Genomic DNA, 19,357 nt, shown 5'->3' with positions numbered 1-19,357 from the left:
GCTGACGTGTTCTGCGGAGCCGGCCCGGGGCGTCCCCGGCGGCGGGCCGGTGCGGTGGTCGGACCTCGGCGGTGCCGGAGGGTCAGGCCTCGGCGGTGCGGCAGGCGCCGATCGCCCGGCCCGCCTCGGCGGCGGCCCGCTGGGCGTCCCCGTCCCGGATCGCCTCCAGGATCCCGTCGTGGCCGAGGTACTTCTCCGGGACCAGCTCCGGTCCGACGTCGTGCCGCAGATGGGCCCGCAGCACCTCGCCGAGGTCGGCGTAGATCGCCGAGATCACGTCGTTGTGGGCCGCCGCCACCACCGCGTGGTGGAAGGCCGCGTCCGCCTGCACGAAGTCCTCCGGATCGCCCGAGGACCAGGCCGCCTCCCGGCGGGCCAGCGTGGTCCCCATCAGCGCCAGGTCGCGCTCGGTACGCCGGTCGGCGGCCAGTCCCGCGGCCGAGCTCTCCAGCATCGACCGCAGTTCGGCGACCTGGTCCTGGTCGGCGTCCGCGAACCGGCGGTGCATCACACCGGCCAGCTCGCTGGTGGCCAGCACGTAGGTGCCCGAGCCCTGGCGGATGTCCAGCAGCCCGTTGTGCGCGAGCGCCCGTACGGCCTCCCGGACGGTGTTGCGCGCCACCCCGAGCTGCTCGACCAGCTCCGCCTCGGTGGGGATCCGCGAGCCTACCGGCCATTCGCCCGAGGTGATCTGGGCGCGGAGCTGCGCGATCACCTGGTCGGACAGCGGTGTTCGCCGGGTGGCTGACAGCACCATGGACTCTGTCTCCTGCTGTGTGAGGGGCTGCTGCTGGGTGGAGGGCTGCTGTTGAGGGGCCGCGCGGCCCTGGACGGTGATGAAGACCTGATGAAGCTCAGGATACCGGCGTGCGGTAATTCATCCCATGATTCTATGATGGGCGGCATGCCCACCGCCGCAGACACCACCACCGACCCGCGCGCCACCGCGCGATCCGCCGAGAACCACCCGGCCGGGGCCACCGGCGCCGACACCGGAGCCGACCGGCGCGGCCGCCTGCCGGCCGTAATGCTGGCCGTCGCGATCGCCGCCGCCGCGCTCAACCTCAGACCGGTGGTCACCAGCCTCGGGCCCCTGCTCGACAAGGTCCGGTCCGACCTCGGGATGAACGCCACCGTCGCCGGGCTGCTCACCGCGGTACCCGCGCTCTGTTTCGCGGTCTTCGGCGTCGCGGCTCCGGCACTGGCCCGGAAGGCCGGCCCGATCGCGGTGGTCACGGCCGGGATGGGTGCGATCGCGCTGGGCGTGGTCACCCGCTCCTTCGCCGGGGGCACGGCGCTCTTCCTGCTGCTCACCGCCGTCGCCCTGGCGGGGGTGGCGGTCTCCAACGTGCTGCTGCCGGTGGTCATCAAGCGCTACTTCCCCGACCGGGTCGGTCCGATGATCGGCCTCTACTCGATGTCGCTGTCGGTCGGCACCTCGCTGGCCGCCGCGGTCACCGTCCCGGTGACGACCGCCCTGGGCGGCGACTGGCGGGCCGGTCTGGGCGTCTGGGGCCTGCTCGGGCTGGCCGCCCTGGTGCTCTGCCTGGTGACGCTCCTGCTGTGGCGGGAGACGGGCGCCGGCGGTCGGGCCGAGCAGGGTGCCGCCAGGCTGCCGATCCGGCGCAGCCGTACCGCCTGGGCGCTGGCCGCCTTCTTCGGCCTGCAGTCCACCAGCGCGTACGCCGCCATGGGCTGGCTGCCCAAGATCTATCAGGACGCCGGGGTGTCGGAGAGCGCCTCCGGGGTGCTGCTGGCGTTGGTGATGGCGATCGGCGTCCCGGCCTCCTTCGTGCTGCCCAGCCTGGCCGCCCGCCGCGGCGACCAGCGGTTGTTCGTGGTGGTGCTCGGCCTGTGCGGGATCCTCGGCTACGTCGGCCTGGCCTTCGCCGCGGGTACCGCCTCCTGGCTCTGGGCCGTCCTGGTCGGACTGTCGATGTGCGCCTTCCCGCTCGCGCTGACCATGATCGGTCTGCGTGCCAGGACCCCGGGCGGGGTGGCCCAGCTCTCGGCCTTCGCGCAGAGCCTCGGGTACCTGATCTCCATCCCCGGCCCGATCCTGGTCGGCGGCATCTACGGGGCCACCGGGTCCTGGTACCTGCCGCTGACCTTCCTGGCGGCGCTGCTGGTCCCGCAGATCCTGGTCGGCATGCGCGCGGCCCGGGCCAGGCACATCGAGGACGAGGTCCCTGCCGAGGCGCCGGCCGCCGGCTGAGCCGGGGCCTGTCCGGTGCACCGGCGGCAGGAGCCGGTGCACCGGCACCAAGCGCAGGTCAAGAGCCGCACCCCGGTTTCCGCCCGGCGGGTTCCGGATGCGAGACTCGGCACCATGCCCGTTCTCGAACCGAATCCGCCGAATGGCCAGAAGAAGCTGCTGGCGCTGCTCGGCGTGATCGCAGCGATCGTCGTCGTGGTGTCGATCATCGCCAGCGTCGCCCAGAGCATGGGCTGACCCGAGGCCGCTCCCGGGTACTCCACTCCTGCGGGTGGTGCCGGTCGGGGGCACCGCGCCCGACGGCGGATTTTCTGCGAAGCTCTGGGAGTATGAGCGCCGACATGCCCCGCAGGATCATCGTTCTCCGCCACGCCAAGGCCGACTGGCCCAACCAGGTGGACGACCACGAGCGGCCGCTTGCCGACCGTGGCCAGACCCAGGCGAAGGAAGCCGGCGAGTGGCTCGCCGACTCCGGCATCCACCCCGATCTCGTGCTCTGCTCCTCCTCGGTGCGGACCAGGGAGACCTGGAAGCTGGCCGTCCACGGGCTGCCCAAGCGGCCCCGGCGGACGATCTACGAGGAGCGGCTGTACGAGGCCAGCGCCGGTGAGATCATCACGGTGCTGCAGGAGACCCCCGACGAGATCACCGACGTGCTGCTGGTCGGCCACAATCCCGGGGTGCTCGGGCTGACCCAGGTCCTGGCGGGCGAGGAAGGCGATCCGGACGCGCTCAACCGCCTGCGCCTGGGCGGCTTCCCGACGGCGGCGGTCGCGGTGCTGAGCTTCACCGGTTCCTGGAAGGACGTCGAACCGGGCGTGGCGAAGCTGGACACCTTCCACACCCCGCAGGACTGAGCAGCGCTCCTGCGAGAGCGGCCCCGGGGCGCGAGGCAGTGCGTGCGCGGCCGGCCCCACGGGAGCGGGGACGGACCCGCGGGGCCGGCCGGTCGCCCGGCTCCCCGCGCCCCCGGAGTGCCGCTCAGTCCACCAGGTCGGCGGCCTCCACCTCCTCGCGGGTGATCCCGAGCAGGTAGAGGACGGTGTCCAGGAAGGGCACGTTGACCGCGGTGTCGGCGGCCTCCCGGACCACCGGCTTGGCGTTGAACGCGACCCCGAGGCCGGCTGCGTTGAGCATGTCGAGGTCGTTGGCCCCGTCCCCGATCGCCACCGTCTGCTCCAGCGGCACCCGGGCCTGCTCGGCGAACCGCGTCAGCCAGCGCGCCTTGCCCGCCCGGTCCACGATCTCCCCGGTGACCCGGCCGGTGAACTTCCCGTCCTCGACCTCCAGGGTGTTGGCCGCGGCGAAGTCCAGCCCCAGCAGCTCCACCAGGTGGTCGGTGACCTGGGTGAACCCGCCGGAGACGATCCCCACCTGGTAGCCGAGCCGCTGGAGCGTACGGATCAGGGTGCGGGCGCCCGGCGTCAGCCGCACCTCGGCGCGGACCTTGTCCGTCACGCTCGCGTCCAGCCCCGCCAGCAGGGCGACCCGGGCCCGCAGCGACTCCGCGAAGTCCAGCTCGCCGCGCATCGCGGCGGCGGTCACCTCGGCGACCCGCGTCTCGCAGCCGGCGTGCGCGGCGAAGAGCTCGATCACCTCGTCCTGGATCAGGGTGGAGTCCACGTCCATCACGACCAGGCGCTTGGCCCGGCGCTGCAGCCCGGCCTGGATCACGGCGATGTCCACCCGCTGCGCGGCAGCCTCGACGGCCAGTTCGGCGCGCAGCCGCTCGGTGGCGACGCCGGAGACGGCCAGTTCGACCGCGGTCACCGGGTACTTGGCCAGCCGGAAGACGCGGTCGATGTTGCCGCCGGCCTCGGAGACCCGGTTGGCCAGCGCCGCGACGGCGGTGGCGGTCAGCGGGTGCCCCAGCACGGTCACGTGCGAGCGGCCCTCGCGGCGGGGGCGGTTGTCGCCGGTGCCCGAGATGATCTCGGCCTGGAGCCGGAGGCCCTCGGCCCAGCGGTGCACGGTGACCCGGAGCGTGCCCTCGGCACTCTGGGTGGCCGGGGGAGTGATCAGGGCGCACAGCGTTATCCGGCCACGGGTGACCACCTGTTCGATGTCGATCACGTCGACACCGAACTCGCCGAGGGTGGCGAACAGACCCGCGGTGATACCCGGGCGGTCCTTGCCGAACACCTTGACCAGCAGGGTTCGCTCGTCGTCGGCGCCGCGCTGCACGAGCGGGGCGGGGGGCTGCGGGGCGGGGAGGGGCTCAGCGGCCGGAGGCGTTGCGTTCATGGTGATTCCCACGCTACCGGGCCCCCGCGTCCGCGCACCGCGCGCGTCCGGAGCTTGGACTTCCCCGCGCAGCCACCCGGGCCGGCCGCCAGGGACGCGGGGAAGGCGCAGCGGTCCTTCGGCGCGTGCGGGGCGGCGTTGGACCGGGGGCTTCGGGGTGCGACCGGCCCACCGGGTGCGGGGCCTCCCCGCCCCCGCCCGCGCGGCCGGTGCCGCCGAAGGTTCACCCGGGTCCGGGAAGGTTCACCCTTTGTGCCGAGGTTCCTCACGACTCGTCCCCGGGTCCGCGCCGGTGGCGGACCGATTTTCGAGGCACGGCGGACGGCTGGAATGATTCGCCCTGTCAGAAGCAGGAAACACCGGGGGAACCGGAGAGCGGGGCGGGCGGACAGTGCCGCAACTCGTACTAGACATCAGCGGGCAGCAGCGGGTCCTGGAGCCCGAACGGTCGTACACCATCGGGCGTGACCCGAACTCGGACTTCAGGTTCGAGGACGCCAGGGTCTCCTGGCGGCACGCCACCATCTCCTTCGACGGCGCGAGCTGGCAGTTGGAGGACCACGGCAGCACCAACGGCACGTACGCCTCCGGCGCCCGCACGCTGCACGCGCAGCTGCTGCCGGGCACGGTGCTGCACCTCGGCAACGCCGAGAACGGGCCCAGGCTGGCCTTCTCGGCCCCGGTCGGGGTGCCGTCCCAGCAGCAGGCCCAGCAGCCGCAGGCGCCCGCGTGGTACGAGGCCACCACGGCGCCGAGGCCGGGCCCGAACGCGGCCCAACCCCAGCCCCAGCAGTACCAGCCCCCGCAACCGGTGCAGCAGCAGCCGGTACACCCCCCGGTGCAGCAGCAGCCGTACGTGCCGCAGCAGCAGCCCTGGCCCGCCCAGCCGCAGGTCCAGCAGCCCCCGGTGCAGCCGCAGCAGCACCAGCCGCAGCAGCAGTGGCCCACTCCGCAGCCGCCCGCCTTCCCGCAGCAGTCCTCGGGCGGCGCGCAACAGCCCTCGGGCGGCGCGCAGCCGCAGCCCGGTCTCGGCAGCCCGACCATGGTGCGCAGCCTCAGCACCGGGGCGCGGACCATCCGGATCGGCCGTGCGCTGGACAACGACATCGTGGTCTCCGACCTACAGGTCTCCCGCCACCACGCCGAACTGCGCCAACTGCCCGACGGCCGCTGGGAGATCGTCGACCTCGGCAGCCACAACGGAATCTTCCTCAACGGCCAGCCGGCGCAGCGCCAGTTGATGGGGCAGCAGGACCGGCTCACCGTCGGCCACTCCACGTTCACCCTGGTCGGCGACCAACTGCAGGAGTTCCTCAACACCGGCGCGGTCTCCTTCTCCGCCCGTCACCTGACCGTCGAGGTCGAGCACAAGGGCGCCAAGAAGATCCTGCTGAACGACGTCAGCTTCTCCCTCCCGGAGAAGTCCTTCGTCGCCGTCATCGGCCCCTCGGGCTCCGGCAAGTCGACGCTGCTGCGGGCCCTCACCGGCTACCGCCCCGCCGATCGCGGTGACGTCCTCTACGACGGCCGCAACCTCTACAAGCAGTTCGCCGAACTCCGCTCCCGGATCGGCCTGGTGCCGCAGTCGGAGATCCTGCACAAGGAACTCACCGTCCGCACCGGCCTCAAGTACGCGGCCCGGCTGCGCTTCCCCGGCGACACCGAGCCCGCCGAGCGCGAGCGCCGGATCGACGAGGTGCTGTACGAGCTGCGCCTGGACAAGCGCGCCGACAACCGGATCACCGCGCTCTCCGGCGGCCAGCAGAAGCGCGTCTCGGTCGCCCTGGAGCTGCTCACCAAGCCCTCGCTGATCTTCCTGGACGAGCCCACCTCGGGCCTCGACCCGGGCATGGACCGCGAGGTCATGCAGACCCTGCGCGGGCTCGCCGACGACGGCCGCACCGTCCTGGTGGTCACCCACTCGGTCGCCGAACTCGCGCTCTGCGACCGGCTGCTGGTGATGGCGCCGGGCGGTTCGGTGGCGTACTTCGGGCCGCCGGAGGAGGCGCTGCACTTCTTCGGCTACGAGAGCTGGGCGGACGTCTTCCAGGCGTTCGAGAACTACCCGGACCACGACTGGGCCGGCCGCTACCGGGGTTCGGTGCACCACCAGCAGTACTCGGCGGACGTGGACTCGGGCGCCGCCCAGCCGGCCGCCGTCGCCCAGGAGCAGCTCCGCCCGCCCAAGCCGCAGAGTTGGCTCTCCCAGTGGTGGACGCTGGTCCGCCGCTACCTCTCGGTGATCGGCTCCGACTGGGGCTACATCGGGTTGTCCCTGCTGATGCCGCTGCTGCTCGGCACGCTGAGCACGCTGATCCCGGACGACCTGGGCCTGCGCCCCGGTCCCCGTGGCACCAACGGCATCGCCGGGATGATCCTGATGGTCATCGCGTTCGGCGCGTGTCTGTCCGGATCGGCCAACTCGGTCCGTGAGCTGATCAAGGAACGGGCGATCTACGAACGGGAACGTGCCTCCGGGCTCTCCCGCTCGGCGTACCTGATGTCGAAGATCACCGTGCTCAGCGGGGTCAGCGTGGTGCAGGGCGCGATCATCTCGGCGATCGGCTTCGGCGCGCGCAAACTGCCCACCGGGGGGCTGGTGTTCAAGCACGCGCCGATCATCGAGATGGGCATCGGCATCGTCCTGCTCAGCATCACCTCGATGATGGTCGGCCTGGTGATCTCCGCCCTGGTCAAGACGGCCGAGAAGACCATGCCGCTGCTGGTGATGTTCGCCCTCGTGCAGATGGTCTTCACCGGTACGGTCTTCCAGCTCTTCCACAAGCCCGGCCTGGAGCAACTGGCCTGGCTGATGCCCGCCCGCTGGGGCGTCGCCGCCCCGGGCACCACCCTGGACCTGGCACACCTCGACCCGATGGGCAGCAAGGACACCGACATCGACGCGCTCTGGTCCCACTCGGTGGGCCACTGGGTCGTCAACTGCCTGGTCCTGGTGGCCATGTCGGTCGCCCTGGCGTTCCTGGTGCAGCGGCTGCAGCGCCGCCACGAGCCCGAGGTCATGCAGAAGGGCTGACCCGGACGCTCGGGTACGGGCGGTCCCGGTCGAATCGCGGATTCGGCCGGGACCGCCCGTCGCCGTCTCCGGGACCGACGGCCCCGCCCCGCTACGCCGCAGGTCCTACACCCGGCGCCCCATGCCGGGCCCGCCCCGCCGGCGGTAGCGTTGGGGACATGACCGCCGACGAACCCCTCCCCGCCTGCGACCCCAGCTTCGGCGGGATCGAAGCGGTCAGCACCGCCGTCCTCGCGATGAGCCGGCACCTGGAGGTCCGCGAGGTGCTGCGCCGGATCACCGCCTCCGCCCGGCAACTGCTGGACGCCGAGTACGCGGCCCTCGGCGTGCCCGACGACCACGGTGGCTTCGCCCAGTTCGTGGTGGACGGGGTCACCGACGAGCAGTGGAAGGCCATCGGCCCGCTGCCCCGCCAGCACGGCGTGCTCGCCTCGATGCTGCACCGGCTCGACCCGACCCGGCTGGCCGACGTCCGCCTCGCCCCCGACTTCGGCGGCTGGCCCGACGCGCACCCCGACCTGAAGGACTTCCTCGGGATGCCGATCACCGACGACGGCGAGGTCCTCGGCGCGGTCTTCCTCGCCAACAAGCGCGGCACCAAGGGCCGGACCTGCGGCTTCACCGAACGGGACGAGGAACTGCTGCGCATCCTCGCCGCGCACGCCGCCATCGCCCTCGGCAACGCCCGCCTCTACGAGCGCAGCCGCGAGCTCACCCTGACCGACGAACGCGCCCGGATCGCCCACGATCTGCACGACGCGGTCTCGCAGAAGCTCTTCTCGCTGCGCCTCACCGTCAAGGCCGCCGCCACCCTGGTCGACCGCGACCCCGCCAGGGCCCGCGCCGAACTCGCCGAAGTGGCCCGGCTCGCCGCCGAGGCCGCCGACGAACTGCGCACCGTGGTGGTCGAGTTGCGCCCGGCCGCACTGGACGAGGACGGCCTGGCGGCCACCCTCGCCTCACAGGTCCAACTGCTCGACCGGGCGCACTCCGCGGCGGTCCGCTTCACCAGCCGCGGGGTGCGGGCGCTGCCCCCGGCCCAGGAGGCGGCCCTGCTGCGGGTCGCCCAGGAGGCCCTGCACAACGCGCTGCGGCACGCCGGTGCGCGGCACGTCGACGTCACCCTGGCCGGTACCGCCGGTCGCGGCGCGGTGCTGCGGGTGGTCGACGACGGACGCGGCTTCGACCCGGACTCGGTCCGGCGGGCCGGACGCCACCTCGGACTGGTGTCGATGCGCGACCGGGCGTCCGCGGTCGGCGGCACCCTGGTACTGGATTCCGCCCCCGGCAAGGGAACGGTCGTGGAGATGGAGGTGCCCGGTGCCTGACACGTCGTCGGCGATCCGCGTCCTGCTGGTGGACGACCACCAGGTGGTCCGGCGCGGCCTGCGCACCTTCCTGGAGGTGCAGGAGGACATCGAGGTGGTCGGTGAGGCCGCGGACGGCGCGGAGGCCGTCGAACGCGCCCGGGAGCTGCTGCCGGACGTCGTCCTGATGGACCTGAAGATGCCCGGGACGGACGGGATCGAGGCGCTCAGGCTGCTCAAGGAGCAGGGCAACCCGGCCCGGGTCCTGATCGTCACCAGCTTCACCGAACACCGGACCATGGTCCCCGCGCTGCGGGCCGGCGCGGCCGGCTACGTGTACAAGGACGTCGACCCGGAGGCGCTGGCCGGGGCGATCCGGTCCGTGCACGCCGGGCACGTCCTGCTCCAGCCGGAACTCGCCGAGGCCCTGCTCTCCGACGACGGCCCCCGGGCCCCGCAGGGCCGGGGCGGCACCCTCACCGAACGCGAACGCGAGGTCCTGGGCCACATCGCCGACGGGCGGTCCAACCGGGAGATCGCCCGGACGCTCCACCTGTCGGAGAAGACGGTCAAGACCCACGTCTCCAACATCCTTATGAAACTCGACCTCGCCGACCGCACCCAGGCCGCCCTCTGGGCCGTCCGCAACGGCGAGGCGTAGCCGCCCTCGCGACGCCCCGGGGGCCGCCCGGCGCCGCCGGGGAGCCCCCCGTGTCCTCAGACGCGCGGCTCGTCGGCGAGCGAGTCGTAGGCGGCGATCTGGGCGCGCCGGGCGGTCCGGGCCAGCGGTGCCAGCACCTCGCGGCGGGCCGCCATCTCGGAGGCGCTGACCGCGGCCCCGTGCCCGCCCAGCGCGATGGCGAGCAGTGCCGAGATCCGCCGGGCCGACTCCAGGACGCGCACCGCCCGCGGCGAGTACCCGGGCGCGAGCAGCTCGGCGTGCCCGCGCCGCCGGTAGTCCTCCAGCGCCCGCAGCGCCTCGGGCCCGGCCCCCGCGACGTCCAGCCCGGCGAGCAGTGCGGTCGCCTCCCGCAGCCCCTCCGCGAGCTCCCGCTCGGCCTCGTGCAGCGAGGGGACCCCGGCCGGCGGGCCGTCGTTGACGGCGCCGCAGCGCCACAGCACCCGCACCGCCTGGTCGCCGGCCGGTCCGTAGACCTCGACCTCGGGGACCAGCCCGATCGGCACACCGACCGCCAGCACCGCTTCACCGGCCGCCAAGGCCTCCGCGTTGAACGCCGGGGGACCGGTCAGCCCCAGCGGGTGCCCGGCGTCGGGCAGGGCCAGCCGGAGCCCGGTCACGCCGAGGACGCGCAGCCGTCCGAGCGCCCAGGTGAGCCCGTGCTCGTCCCCGGCGGCGTCGCCCGGCAGCCCGGTGACCCGGTGCGTCTCGTCCGGGCCGAGCACCGCCGCGGCGGCGTCGTCGGGCGGAACCAGCCCGGCGAGCAGGGCGTTGCCCCAGGCGGTGAGCCGCCCGGAGCGGGGTTCTTCGTACGGATTGTCGGCAGGAGTGACGAGCATCCGGCCAGCCTACGGAAAACTCGGCCATCCGCGTGGCGTAGGTTTGGGAGAGTGCTGCGCGCGGCGCACCCCTCCGAGCCCCATCCCGGCCGTCGGAGTGGTCTGTCCGTTCGCACCGACTGACGAGACGAGTGGACCGCACCCCGAGGACCTTTCGCCCAGGTCCCACGGACGGCCGAATCTGCATTGGGGAAGGCTAGGCATGAGCGACGTGCTGGAGCTGGTGGACGTATCCGTGGTCCGGGAGGGGCACGCGCTCATCGATCAGGTCTCCTGGTCGATCTCGGAGGGCGAGCGCTGGGTGATCCTCGGACCGAACGGCGCGGGCAAGACGACCCTGCTGCAGGTCGCCTCCACCTACCTCTTCCCGAGTGCCGGCACCGCCGCGATCCTCGGCGAGAAGCTCGGTTCCGTGGACGTCTTCGAGCTGCGCCAGCGGATCGGCCTGGCCGGCGCCTCGATGATGGACCGGCTGCCCGCCGACCAGACCGTGCTCCAGGTGGTGCTCACCGCCGCGTACGGCATGACGGTCAGCTGGCGGGAGCAGTACGAGACCACCGACGAGCAGCGGGCACTCGCCCTGCTCGACCGGCTCGGCATGGCGAACCTGGTCGAGCGCAAGTTCGGCACCCTCTCCGAGGGCGAGCGCAAGCGCACCCTGATCGCCCGCGGTCTGATGACCGACCCCGAGCTACTGCTGCTCGACGAGCCCGCCGCCGGCCTGGACCTGGGCGGCCGCGAGGACCTGGTCCGCCGCCTCGGCGCGCTGGCCCAGGACGAGAACGCTCCCGCGATGGCGATGGTCACCCACCACGTCGAGGAGATCGCGCCCGGCTTCACCCACGTGCTGATGATCCGCCAGGGCAAGGTGCTGACCGCCGGTCCGATCGACACCGAACTGACCGCCCGCAACCTCTCGCGCTGCTTCGGCCTGCCGCTCACCCTGGAGCGCCGCGGCGACCGCTGGGCCGCCCAGGGACTGCCGCTCGGCTGAGGCCGGTCGACAACCGAACGGGGCCGCTGGGAGACCGGTCGCACGTGCGACCGGTTTCCGCCCATCCACCTGCGGGAACCAACGCCGGAAGAGTCTTCCGTACCTAGGATGGATCTGTGGAGAGCTGGATCTGGTGGCTGCTGGCCGCCGTCGGCCTGGGCATACCGCTGGTGCTCACCGCGCTGCCGGAGTTCGCGATGTTCGCGATCGGCGCCGGTGCCGCCGCGCTGGCCGCCGGGCTCGGGGCCGGCGTGGTACTTCAGTTCCTGGTCTTCGTGGGGGTGTCCGTCGCGCTGCTGGTGTTCGTCCGGCCGATCGCCTACCGGCAGCTGCGCCAGGCGCCGGAGTTCCGGACGGGGACGGCGGCGCTGATCGGGGCCACCGCGACCGTCCAGGAACAGGTCGACGGGGAGGGCGGTCGGATCAAACTCAACGGTGAGATCTGGTCGGCTCGCGCGCTTCATCCCGGCACGGTCTACCAACCGGGGCAGCAGGTCGATGTCGTCGAAATCCAGGGCGCGACCGCCCTGGTCGTCTAGGGGAGAGCCCGTGGAACCCGTCCTTATCGTGCTGGTCGTCCTGGTCGTGGTGGCGTTCATCGCACTGATCAAGACGATCCAGGTGATCCCGCAGGCCAGCGCGGCCATCGTGGAGCGCTTCGGCCGTTACACCCGGACTCTGAACGCGGGACTGAACATCGTGGTCCCGTTCATCGACACCGTCCGCAACCGGATCGACCTGCGCGAACAGGTGGTCCCGTTCCCGCCGCAGCCGGTGATCACCCAGGACAACCTGGTGGTCAACATCGACACCGTCATCTACTACCAGGTGACCGACCCGCGCGCCGCCACCTACGAGGTCGCCAGCTACATCCAGGCGATCGAACAGCTCACGGTCACCACGCTGCGCAACATCATCGGCTCGATGGACCTGGAGTCCACCCTGACGTCCCGTGAGGTGATCAACGCGGGTCTGCGCGGCGTGCTCGACGAGGCCACCGGCAAGTGGGGCATCCGGGTCAACCGGGTCGAACTGAAGGCGATCGAGCCGCCGAACTCCATCCAGGACTCGATGGAGAAGCAGATGCGCGCCGACCGTGACAAGCGCGCCGCGATCCTCGCCGCCGAGGGTGCCCGCCAGGCCCAGATCCTGCGCGCCGAGGGCGAGAAGCAGGCCGAGGTGCTCAAGGCCGAGGGTGAGGCCCAGGCCGCGGTGCTGCGCGCCGACGGTGAGGCGGCCGCCATCCGTACGGTCTTCGAGGCCATCCACGACGGCGACGCCGACCAGAAGCTGCTCGCCTACCAGTACCTGCAGACCCTGCCCGAGCTGGCCAAGGGTGACTCCAACAAGCTCTGGATCATCCCGAGCGAGGTCGGCGACGCGCTCAAGGGCCTCGGCGGCGCCTTCACCGGGCTGACCGGCGGCAACGGGGTCGGCCCCGCCGCCGCGCCCGCCGCCCCGACGGCCACTCAGGTCCCGCTCGACCCGGCCGTCCGCCCGTCCGCCACCCCGCCCGCGGGGCCGGGGCCGGTGGACATCGACAAGGGCGCCGCCCGCCCCCGGGTCGAGCCGACCCGTGAGTACCCCAAGATCGACCCGGAGTGACCGACCGGATCCGGCCATGCTGATCCGCCCGTGACGCCTCGGCCCGCCCCCGGAACCGTCCGGGGGCGGGCCGTCCGCCGTCTCCGGCCTTCCGTTCCGGATGGTGGATACCCCCTGGCCCGGGTACCGCCACTGCCGGAGGATCAGCGTGACAGGGGCGAGCGAAGGGTTCGGACATGACGTGGTGGGAGGCGCTGCTCGTCCTCGCCGCCGGGATCGGTGCCGGGACGATCAACACGGTGGTCGGCTCGGGGACCCTGATCACCTTCCCGGTGCTGCTCGCCTTCGGCCTGCCGCCGGTCACCGCCAACGTCTCCAACACCATCGGCCTGGTCCCCGGATCGCTCAGCGGAGCCATCGGCTACCGCCGCGAGCTCGCCGGACAGGGCGAGCGGCTGCGCCGGCTCGGCACCGCCTCCCTGCTCGGCGGGCTGCTCGGCGCCTGGCTGCTGATCAGGCTGCCGGGTAGCGCGTTCAAGGCGATCGTCCCGGTCCTGATCCTGCTCGCCGTGGTGCTGGTGGTCCTGCAACCCCGGGTGGCCCGTGCGATGGCCGCCCGGCGGAGAGACGGCGCGGCGACCGGCACCGGCCCGGTACTGCTGCTCGGAGTGTTCCTCGCCGGCATCTACGGCGGGTACTTCGGCGCGGCCCAGGGCGTGCTGCTGATCGCCCTCCTGGGAATGCTGCTGGACGACGGGATGCAGCGCCTCAACGCCGCCAAGAACGTGCTCGCGCTGATCGTCAACGGCGTCGCCGCCGTCTTCTTCCTCTTCTCCTCGCACATCGACTGGACGGCGGTGCTGCTGATCGCGGCCGGTTCGGTGCTGGGCGGCCAGATCGGGGCCAAGGTCGGCCGACGGCTGGCGCCACCCGTGCTGCGCGGCGTCATCGTGGCGATCGGCCTGGTCGCGGTGGTTCGGCTGCTGATCGCCTGAAGGGCTGCTGGCGTGTTGGCTTGCCGGTCCGTCGGCCCGCTGTTCTGTCGGCCCGCTGTTCTGTCGGTCCGCTGGTACGGGCTTGCCGGTCTGTTGGCTCGACGGTCCGCCCGACGGCCCGTCAGCGGCGGGAGGCGGCCGATCCGCGGGCGGTGCGCGGTGTCGCCGGGCCCGCCGGCGGTCGCCTCCCTATGCTCCTGTGAGCGCACCAGGCACCGGTGAGCGCACCCCGAGGGAGAGGCAGCAACACCATGAGCGGACGCCCGGCCCTGCTGACCGAGGACGAGATCACGGCGGCACTCACCGCCCGGCCCGACTGGACCCGCGAGGGAGACTCGATCACCCGTACCGTCGAGGCGTCCAGCTTCCCGGCCGCCATCCGGATCGTGGACTCGATCGCCGTGACCTCCGAGCGGATGGACCACCACCCCGACATCGACATCCGTTGGCGGACCCTGCGCTTCGTCCTTCTCACCCACAGCGAAGGCGGTCTGACCAGCCTTGACTTCACCCTCGCGGGCAAGATCGACGAGGCCGTGCGCGCCGAGTCCTGAGCCCCGATCAGCGGCCGAAGCCCAGGGTTTGGGAGGGCCCGCGTCCGCCGACGTGAGATGCTGGCGCCTCGTAGCACGCAGTCGGACGGACGGGACGCATGGCTCAGGACCACTCCGGGACCGCCGGGCAGGAGCCCATCGGGTACGACTACCAGCAGCAGCCCTGGTACCCAGCGCAGCAGCCGGCTGCGGCCGGTGACCCCTGGCAGGGTGGCGCGCAGCAGCAGTACCCGAGCGGCGACCACGGCTACCACGAGCAGCCGGGCTTCGTCGGGCAGCCCGGCGGGTTCGGTACCCCCGCCCAGGCCGGCTTCCCCGAGCAGCACGGGCTGCCGGGCCAGCCGGGCTGGGACGGCCAGAACACCGGCCCGTGGCAGAACGGAGTCCCCGGGCAGGGCGGCCTTCCGGGGCAGCAGGAGGCCGGCGGGCACGGCGACGGCTTCTACGCGCCCCAGGCGCCCGGCGTCGGTGGCCAGGAATTCGGGGCCACCCCCGGCTACGACCCGTTCGGGACCAGCACGGCCGCCACCGCCGCCGATTCCGTGTACGGCCAGTACCCGGCCCCGGAGCAGCAGCTCTACGCGCCGCCTGGCGCCGACAACGGCTACTACGGCTTCGACCAGCAGTACCACGCAGGTCCCACCGGCCCCACCGGTCCCGCCGCCCAGGGCGCCCAGCCACCGGCCGGCCCGGTGTCCCCCGCCGGTGCCGAGCCGGACCAGGGCCCGCCCACCGCCGCCTTCCCTCCGTTCGACCAGGCCGCGACCACCACGATGCCCCCCGTCTCCGGGGACTCGGCAGCCGTCCCGCTCTCGCCCTTCGTGGTCGCTTCCCCGGCGGAGCAGCCGGACGACGCCAGCCGGAACGGCGGCTCGAACGATGGTGAGGGCAAGGGCAAGGGCTCGCTCGTCGACCGGGCCAAGGCCGCCGTCTCCGCAGTGGTCTCGGCCGAGCACGGCCCCGACCGGCGCACCATGGCGATCCGTGCCGGCGCGGGTGCCGCCGCCGTCCTCGTCCTGATCACGGCGGCCGTGCTGGCCACCGACGACAGCGGCAGCGGCAGTAGTCGCAGCAGCGGCGGAGGTGCCGAGGATCCGGCCGCGGCCAAGGCCTTCGCGGTCGCCCACGCCAAGGCCTGGACCGCCCAGCCCGCGGCCGCCGGTGCAGCCGGCTCCGACGACACCCTGGTCGGCAGCTGGCTGCTCGCCGACACGGCCGTCCGCGCCGACAGCACCGGTGTGCACGCGTACGCGCTGACCGACGGCAAGCCCGCCTGGACCGTCACCCCGCCGGCCGACAACGCCGCCGCCTGCGGCCTCTCGCCCACCGTGAACACCAACGGTCTTGGCGTCGCCCTGTTCCGGCCGCAGGCCGATCCGAAGAGCCCCTGCACGATGCTCGCCGCGATCGATACCAAGACCGGCAAGACGGCCTGGACCAAGACCCTCTCCGACACCAAGGACCCGTACTCCGCGCACGTCGCGGTCAGCGGCGACAAGGTGATCGCGATCGGCGACGACAAGGCCTGGGCCTGGGCGGCGGCCGACGGCAGCGACGCCTGGCAGTACACCGGCCAGGGCAAGTTCTGCACCCTGTCCGGCGGTGCGGGCGGCGACACCGTGCTGCTCAGCAGCAGCTGCGCGGACAGCGACCCGAACGTCCAGGCCGTCGCGCTCAACACCGCCGACGGCAAGGTCAAGTGGTGGCGCGGGCTCAACAACAGCCCGAAGACCGTCACCGTGCTCTCGGCCGAACCCGCCACGATCCTCACCACCGGCCAGAGCCCCGCCGACGACCGGGTCCTGTCCTGGGGACCCAACGGCGACCCGGCCACCGAGATCCCGGTCTCCGGCAACGGCGGTCGCCTCGACGTGGCCCGGGGCACCTTCAGCCCGACGCCCACCGTGTTCTTCCAGGGCCACACCATGGTCACCACGCTGACGCCGGCCGAAGGCAGTCCGGTCGCCGTGACCGCGTACGACCTGACCACCGGCAAACCGCTCTGGAAGTCCGCCGCCACGGAGAAGGGTAAGGCCCGCGCGGTCGGCATCGACAACGGCGCACTGATGCTCGCCGTCGACGAGCGGCTCGACCAGCCGGCCCACCTCAGCCGCTTCGCCCTCACCGGCGGCCAGGAGTCCACCGGCGGCGCCTACCCGCAGGGGACCGGCTCGCTGCTCACCGCGGGCCGGGTCCTGATCGGCGGCGACAAGGTGGTGGCCGTCCCCGAGCACTCCACCAACTTCGGTACCGCCACCGCCTTCCAGGCCAAGGGCTAGACAACCCGTACCGGTACCCGGCCGTCCGGCGGCCGAGGCCTGCTGCCGTCGGCCCGGTGGGCCGATCCGTCCCCCCACGAGATCGGATCGGTCCACCGGGAGCCAGGTGAGCCGGTCAGGCCGCGGCCGGCAGCCACGGTGCGAACTCGCCCGCCTCGCTGCCGCGCAGGCCGAGCGCCATCATCAGCGAGGCCTCCGGCGTGGGTTCGAACGGTCTGCGGAGCAGCTTCATCCCGGCCTGCTCCGGGGTCCGGTCGGCCTTGCGCTGGTTGTCCTCCGCACAGGCCGCCACGGTGTTCAGCCAACTGTCGGTGCCACCCCGGGACTTCGGCACCAGATGGTCGACCGTCCCGGCCCGCCGCCCGCAGTACGCGCACACGTGCTGGTCCCGGATCAGCACCCCGCGCCGGGACCACGGGGCCCGTTGTCGGAACGGCACTCTGACGTACCGCTGCAGCCGGATCACCCGGGGCACCGGTACGGACACGCCGGTCGCGCGAACCACGCCCAGCGGACGGGCGTGCTCGACCACGGCCTTGTCCTGGAGGACGAGCACCACGGCGCGCTTGAGCGACACCGTCGTCAGGGGTTCATAGCTCGCGTTGAGTACCAGCGTGTTGCGCACCGGGGGCCACCCTCCCTGTTCCGACCGTGCCCCGACGGCCCGGCCGTCCTGATCCCATGCCTGTCGGCCGCACCGTCGCTCGTCGCCCGGTGGCGGTGCAAACACTCTGGACGGGCCCGGGCGCCCGAACAACGGAATTTCGCCTGCCCGGCCACAGCGGTGGCACGCCCGAGCTGAAATCCGCTGGCCAGGAACGCGTACCCTCTAGAACGCTGGAGTCGTCCAGACGCGGGGCCCGACGGAACGGCCCACCGACACGCGCCTGGGTGCCCGATCGAAGGAGAAGCGTGACCGTGACGGACATCGTCGACGAGCTGCGGTGGCGCGGGCTGATCGCCCTGTCCACCGACGAGGACGCACTGCGCAAGGCGTTCGCGGACGGCCCGGTCACGTTCTATTGCGGCTTCGACCCGACGGCCCCGAGCCTGCACCTGGGCAACCTGGTGCAGATCCTCACCATGCGCCGCATCCAGCAGGCCGGCAACCTCCCGCTCGGCCTGGTCGGCGGCGCCACCGGCCTGATCGGTGACCCCAAGCCGACCGCGGAGCGGGTCCTCAACGACCCCGGGGTGGTGGCCGGCTGGGTCGACCGCCTGCGTGGCCAGATCTCCCGCTTCCTCGACTTCGAGGGCGAGTACGCGGCCAGGATGGTCAACAACCTGGACTGGACCTCCGGGATGTCGGCGATCAGCCTGCTGCGCGACGTGGGCAAGTACTTCCGCGTCAACAACATGATCGCCAAGGAGGCGGTCGCCCGGCGGCTGAACTCCGACGCGGGGATCAGCTACACCGAGTTCAGCTACCAGATCCTCCAGGGCATGGACTTCCTGGAGCTGAACCGCCGCTACGGCTGCACCCTGCAGACGGGCGGCAGCGACCAGTGGGGCAACCTCACCGCCGGAACCGACCTGATCCGCAAGGCCGAGGGCAAGTCCGTGCACGCCCTCGCCACGCCGCTGATCGTCAAGGCGGACGGCACCAAGTTCGGCAAGACCGAGTCCGGCACCGTGTGGCTGGACCCGGAGCTCACCACCCCGTACGCCTTCTACCAGTTCTGGTTGAACGCGGACGACCGGGACGTCTCCAACTTCCTGCGAATCTTCTCCTTCCGTTCGAGGGAGGAGATCGAAGAGCTGGAGCGCGAGACCGCCGAGCGCCCCGCCGCCCGGCTCGCCCAGCGTGCCCTCGCCGAGGAGCTCACCACCCTCGTGCACGGGGCGGAGCAGTACGAGCGCGCCGTCGCGGCCTCCAAGGCGCTCTTCGGCCAGGGCGACCTCGCCGACCTGGAGCCCTCGACCCTCGCCGCCGCCCTGGCCGAGGTACCCAAGGCCACGGTCAGCGAGCTGCTCCCAATGGTCGACCTCCTGGTCGAGGCCGGCCTGGCCCCGAGCCGCAAGGGCGCCCGTCGCACCATCAACGAGGGCGGCGCCTACCTCAACAACACCAAGGTCACCGACGAGGAGGCCACCCCCACCACCGCCGACCTGCTGCACGGCCGCTGGCTGGTGCTGCGCCGGGGCAAGCGCAACCTCGCCGCGATCGAACTGAAGACCGCCTGACACCCGAGCGACAGCGGCAGCCTGCAGAACACGGGTTGGCGCAAACCGATTCGTGTTGAGCTGCACCGTCGGGTGGGAGGGGCCGGATCAAGCCAGATCCGGCCCCTCCAGGTTTGACTACCGTTGTCCGGTGTCCTAACGTAGGTCGAGTCGCCTGATTCGGGTGGACCCCCCTTCGACCAGTGATGGTCAGTCGCGCGCTCTTTCGATTTCGATCGATCGGGAAATGCGACGGGAAAACTCTGGTAGAGTTCGGGGGCGCCGAAAGGCGAAAGATGAAAGCGAGTCCGATGGAATTCGGTCCGGTAAACGGAGCGGAAAACATCTGATAAGCTGGAAACACGAAAGAACGAAGCGCCCGGAGGGTCCGCTGGAAGGCGGCCTGAAGGAAGCGTCCGTTCCTTGAGAACTCAACAGCGTGCCAAAAGTCAACGCCAGATATGTTGACATCCCCGGCCTCGGATCCTTGTGGTTCGTGGTTGGAGATT

Annotated in this window: 17 protein-coding genes; 13 read left to right on the top strand and 4 right to left on the bottom strand. The window is 72.2% G+C overall.

Going from position 1 to position 19,357, the window contains the following annotated elements:
- Positions 1-82 precede the first annotated feature (82 nt).
- Positions 83-757, bottom strand: a complete 675-nt coding sequence (locus tag ACZ5ON_RS20745) for a FadR/GntR family transcriptional regulator (RefSeq protein WP_465594456.1) — start codon at positions 755-757, stop codon at positions 83-85.
- Positions 758-904: 147 nt separating this feature from the next.
- Between ACZ5ON_RS20745 and ACZ5ON_RS20740 the strand changes: the two genes are divergently transcribed.
- The 3 genes from ACZ5ON_RS20740 (at position 905) to ACZ5ON_RS20730 (ending at position 3,072) form a co-directional block, all read left to right on the top strand.
- Complete coding sequence (locus tag ACZ5ON_RS20740) at positions 905-2,215, top strand: CynX/NimT family MFS transporter (RefSeq protein WP_465594453.1); 1,311 nt, start codon at positions 905-907, stop codon at positions 2,213-2,215.
- A gap of 114 nt (positions 2,216-2,329) precedes the next feature.
- Complete coding sequence (locus tag ACZ5ON_RS20735) at positions 2,330-2,452, top strand: SGM_5486 family transporter-associated protein (RefSeq protein ID WP_344635397.1); 123 nt, start codon at positions 2,330-2,332, stop codon at positions 2,450-2,452.
- A gap of 92 nt (positions 2,453-2,544) precedes the next feature.
- The gene (locus ACZ5ON_RS20730; RefSeq protein ID WP_465594449.1) at positions 2,545-3,072 is read left to right on the top strand and encodes a SixA phosphatase family protein; all 528 of its coding nucleotides are present in this window, start codon (positions 2,545-2,547) and stop codon (positions 3,070-3,072) included.
- A 124-nt stretch (positions 3,073-3,196) separates the two neighbouring features.
- Here the strand turns inward: ACZ5ON_RS20730 and serB are convergent, their stop codons facing one another.
- Positions 3,197-4,459: a phosphoserine phosphatase SerB gene (gene serB / locus ACZ5ON_RS20725; RefSeq protein ID WP_465594446.1), complete on the bottom strand. Its 1,263-nt coding sequence runs from the start codon at positions 4,457-4,459 to the stop codon at positions 3,197-3,199.
- A gap of 391 nt (positions 4,460-4,850) precedes the next feature.
- On the opposite strand from serB, the gene ACZ5ON_RS20720 reads away from it, so the two are divergent.
- From ACZ5ON_RS20720 to ACZ5ON_RS20710, 3 genes are all read left to right on the top strand, one after another.
- Positions 4,851-7,493, top strand: a complete 2,643-nt coding sequence (locus tag ACZ5ON_RS20720) for an ABC transporter ATP-binding protein/permease (RefSeq protein ID WP_465594443.1) — start codon at positions 4,851-4,853, stop codon at positions 7,491-7,493.
- A gap of 158 nt (positions 7,494-7,651) precedes the next feature.
- Positions 7,652-8,821, top strand: a complete 1,170-nt coding sequence (locus tag ACZ5ON_RS20715) for a GAF domain-containing sensor histidine kinase (protein ID WP_465594439.1) — start codon at positions 7,652-7,654, stop codon at positions 8,819-8,821.
- On the top strand, positions 8,814-9,461 hold the full coding sequence (locus ACZ5ON_RS20710) for a response regulator (RefSeq protein WP_465594435.1): 648 nt from the start codon (positions 8,814-8,816) through the stop codon (positions 9,459-9,461). The genes ACZ5ON_RS20715 and ACZ5ON_RS20710 overlap by 8 nt, the downstream gene beginning before the upstream one ends.
- A gap of 56 nt (positions 9,462-9,517) precedes the next feature.
- Here ACZ5ON_RS20710 and ACZ5ON_RS20705 read toward each other — a convergent pair whose 3' ends face one another.
- Positions 9,518-10,318, bottom strand: a complete 801-nt coding sequence (locus ACZ5ON_RS20705) for a hypothetical protein (protein ID WP_465594432.1) — start codon at positions 10,316-10,318, stop codon at positions 9,518-9,520.
- Between the two features lie 202 nt (positions 10,319-10,520).
- On the opposite strand from ACZ5ON_RS20705, the gene ACZ5ON_RS20700 reads away from it, so the two are divergent.
- The 6 genes from ACZ5ON_RS20700 (at position 10,521) to ACZ5ON_RS20675 (ending at position 16,685) form a co-directional block, all read left to right on the top strand.
- A complete protein-coding gene (locus ACZ5ON_RS20700) occupies positions 10,521-11,312 on the top strand; it encodes an ABC transporter ATP-binding protein (protein WP_465594429.1) in 792 nt (263 codons plus the stop codon).
- A gap of 116 nt (positions 11,313-11,428) precedes the next feature.
- A complete protein-coding gene (locus ACZ5ON_RS20695) occupies positions 11,429-11,851 on the top strand; it encodes an NfeD family protein (RefSeq protein WP_465594426.1) in 423 nt (140 codons plus the stop codon).
- Positions 11,852-11,861: 10 nt separating this feature from the next.
- A complete protein-coding gene (locus ACZ5ON_RS20690; RefSeq protein WP_465594423.1) occupies positions 11,862-12,917 on the top strand; it encodes an SPFH domain-containing protein in 1,056 nt (351 codons plus the stop codon).
- A gap of 176 nt (positions 12,918-13,093) precedes the next feature.
- Positions 13,094-13,852: a sulfite exporter TauE/SafE family protein gene (locus ACZ5ON_RS20685; RefSeq protein ID WP_465594421.1), complete on the top strand. Its 759-nt coding sequence runs from the start codon at positions 13,094-13,096 to the stop codon at positions 13,850-13,852.
- 251 nt (positions 13,853-14,103) lie between these two features.
- On the top strand, positions 14,104-14,406 hold the full coding sequence (locus tag ACZ5ON_RS20680; protein ID WP_465594417.1) for a 4a-hydroxytetrahydrobiopterin dehydratase: 303 nt from the start codon (positions 14,104-14,106) through the stop codon (positions 14,404-14,406).
- Positions 14,407-14,504: 98 nt separating this feature from the next.
- Complete coding sequence (locus ACZ5ON_RS20675; RefSeq protein ID WP_465594414.1) at positions 14,505-16,685, top strand: outer membrane protein assembly factor BamB family protein; 2,181 nt, start codon at positions 14,505-14,507, stop codon at positions 16,683-16,685.
- 115 nt (positions 16,686-16,800) lie between these two features.
- On the opposite strand, the gene ACZ5ON_RS20670 is transcribed toward ACZ5ON_RS20675, so the two are convergent.
- Complete coding sequence (locus ACZ5ON_RS20670; protein ID WP_465594411.1) at positions 16,801-17,310, bottom strand: HNH endonuclease; 510 nt, start codon at positions 17,308-17,310, stop codon at positions 16,801-16,803.
- A gap of 293 nt (positions 17,311-17,603) precedes the next feature.
- Between ACZ5ON_RS20670 and tyrS the strand changes: the two genes are divergently transcribed.
- Complete coding sequence (gene tyrS, locus ACZ5ON_RS20665; RefSeq protein WP_465594815.1) at positions 17,604-18,869, top strand: tyrosine--tRNA ligase; 1,266 nt, start codon at positions 17,604-17,606, stop codon at positions 18,867-18,869.
- Positions 18,870-19,357: the final 488 nt, after the last annotated feature.

The sequence above is a fragment of the Kitasatospora sp. NPDC032150 genome, from assembly GCF_055579945.1.
Note: the sequence above shows the minus strand (reverse complement) of the source record. Positions and strands in the feature narration are given on the sequence as shown.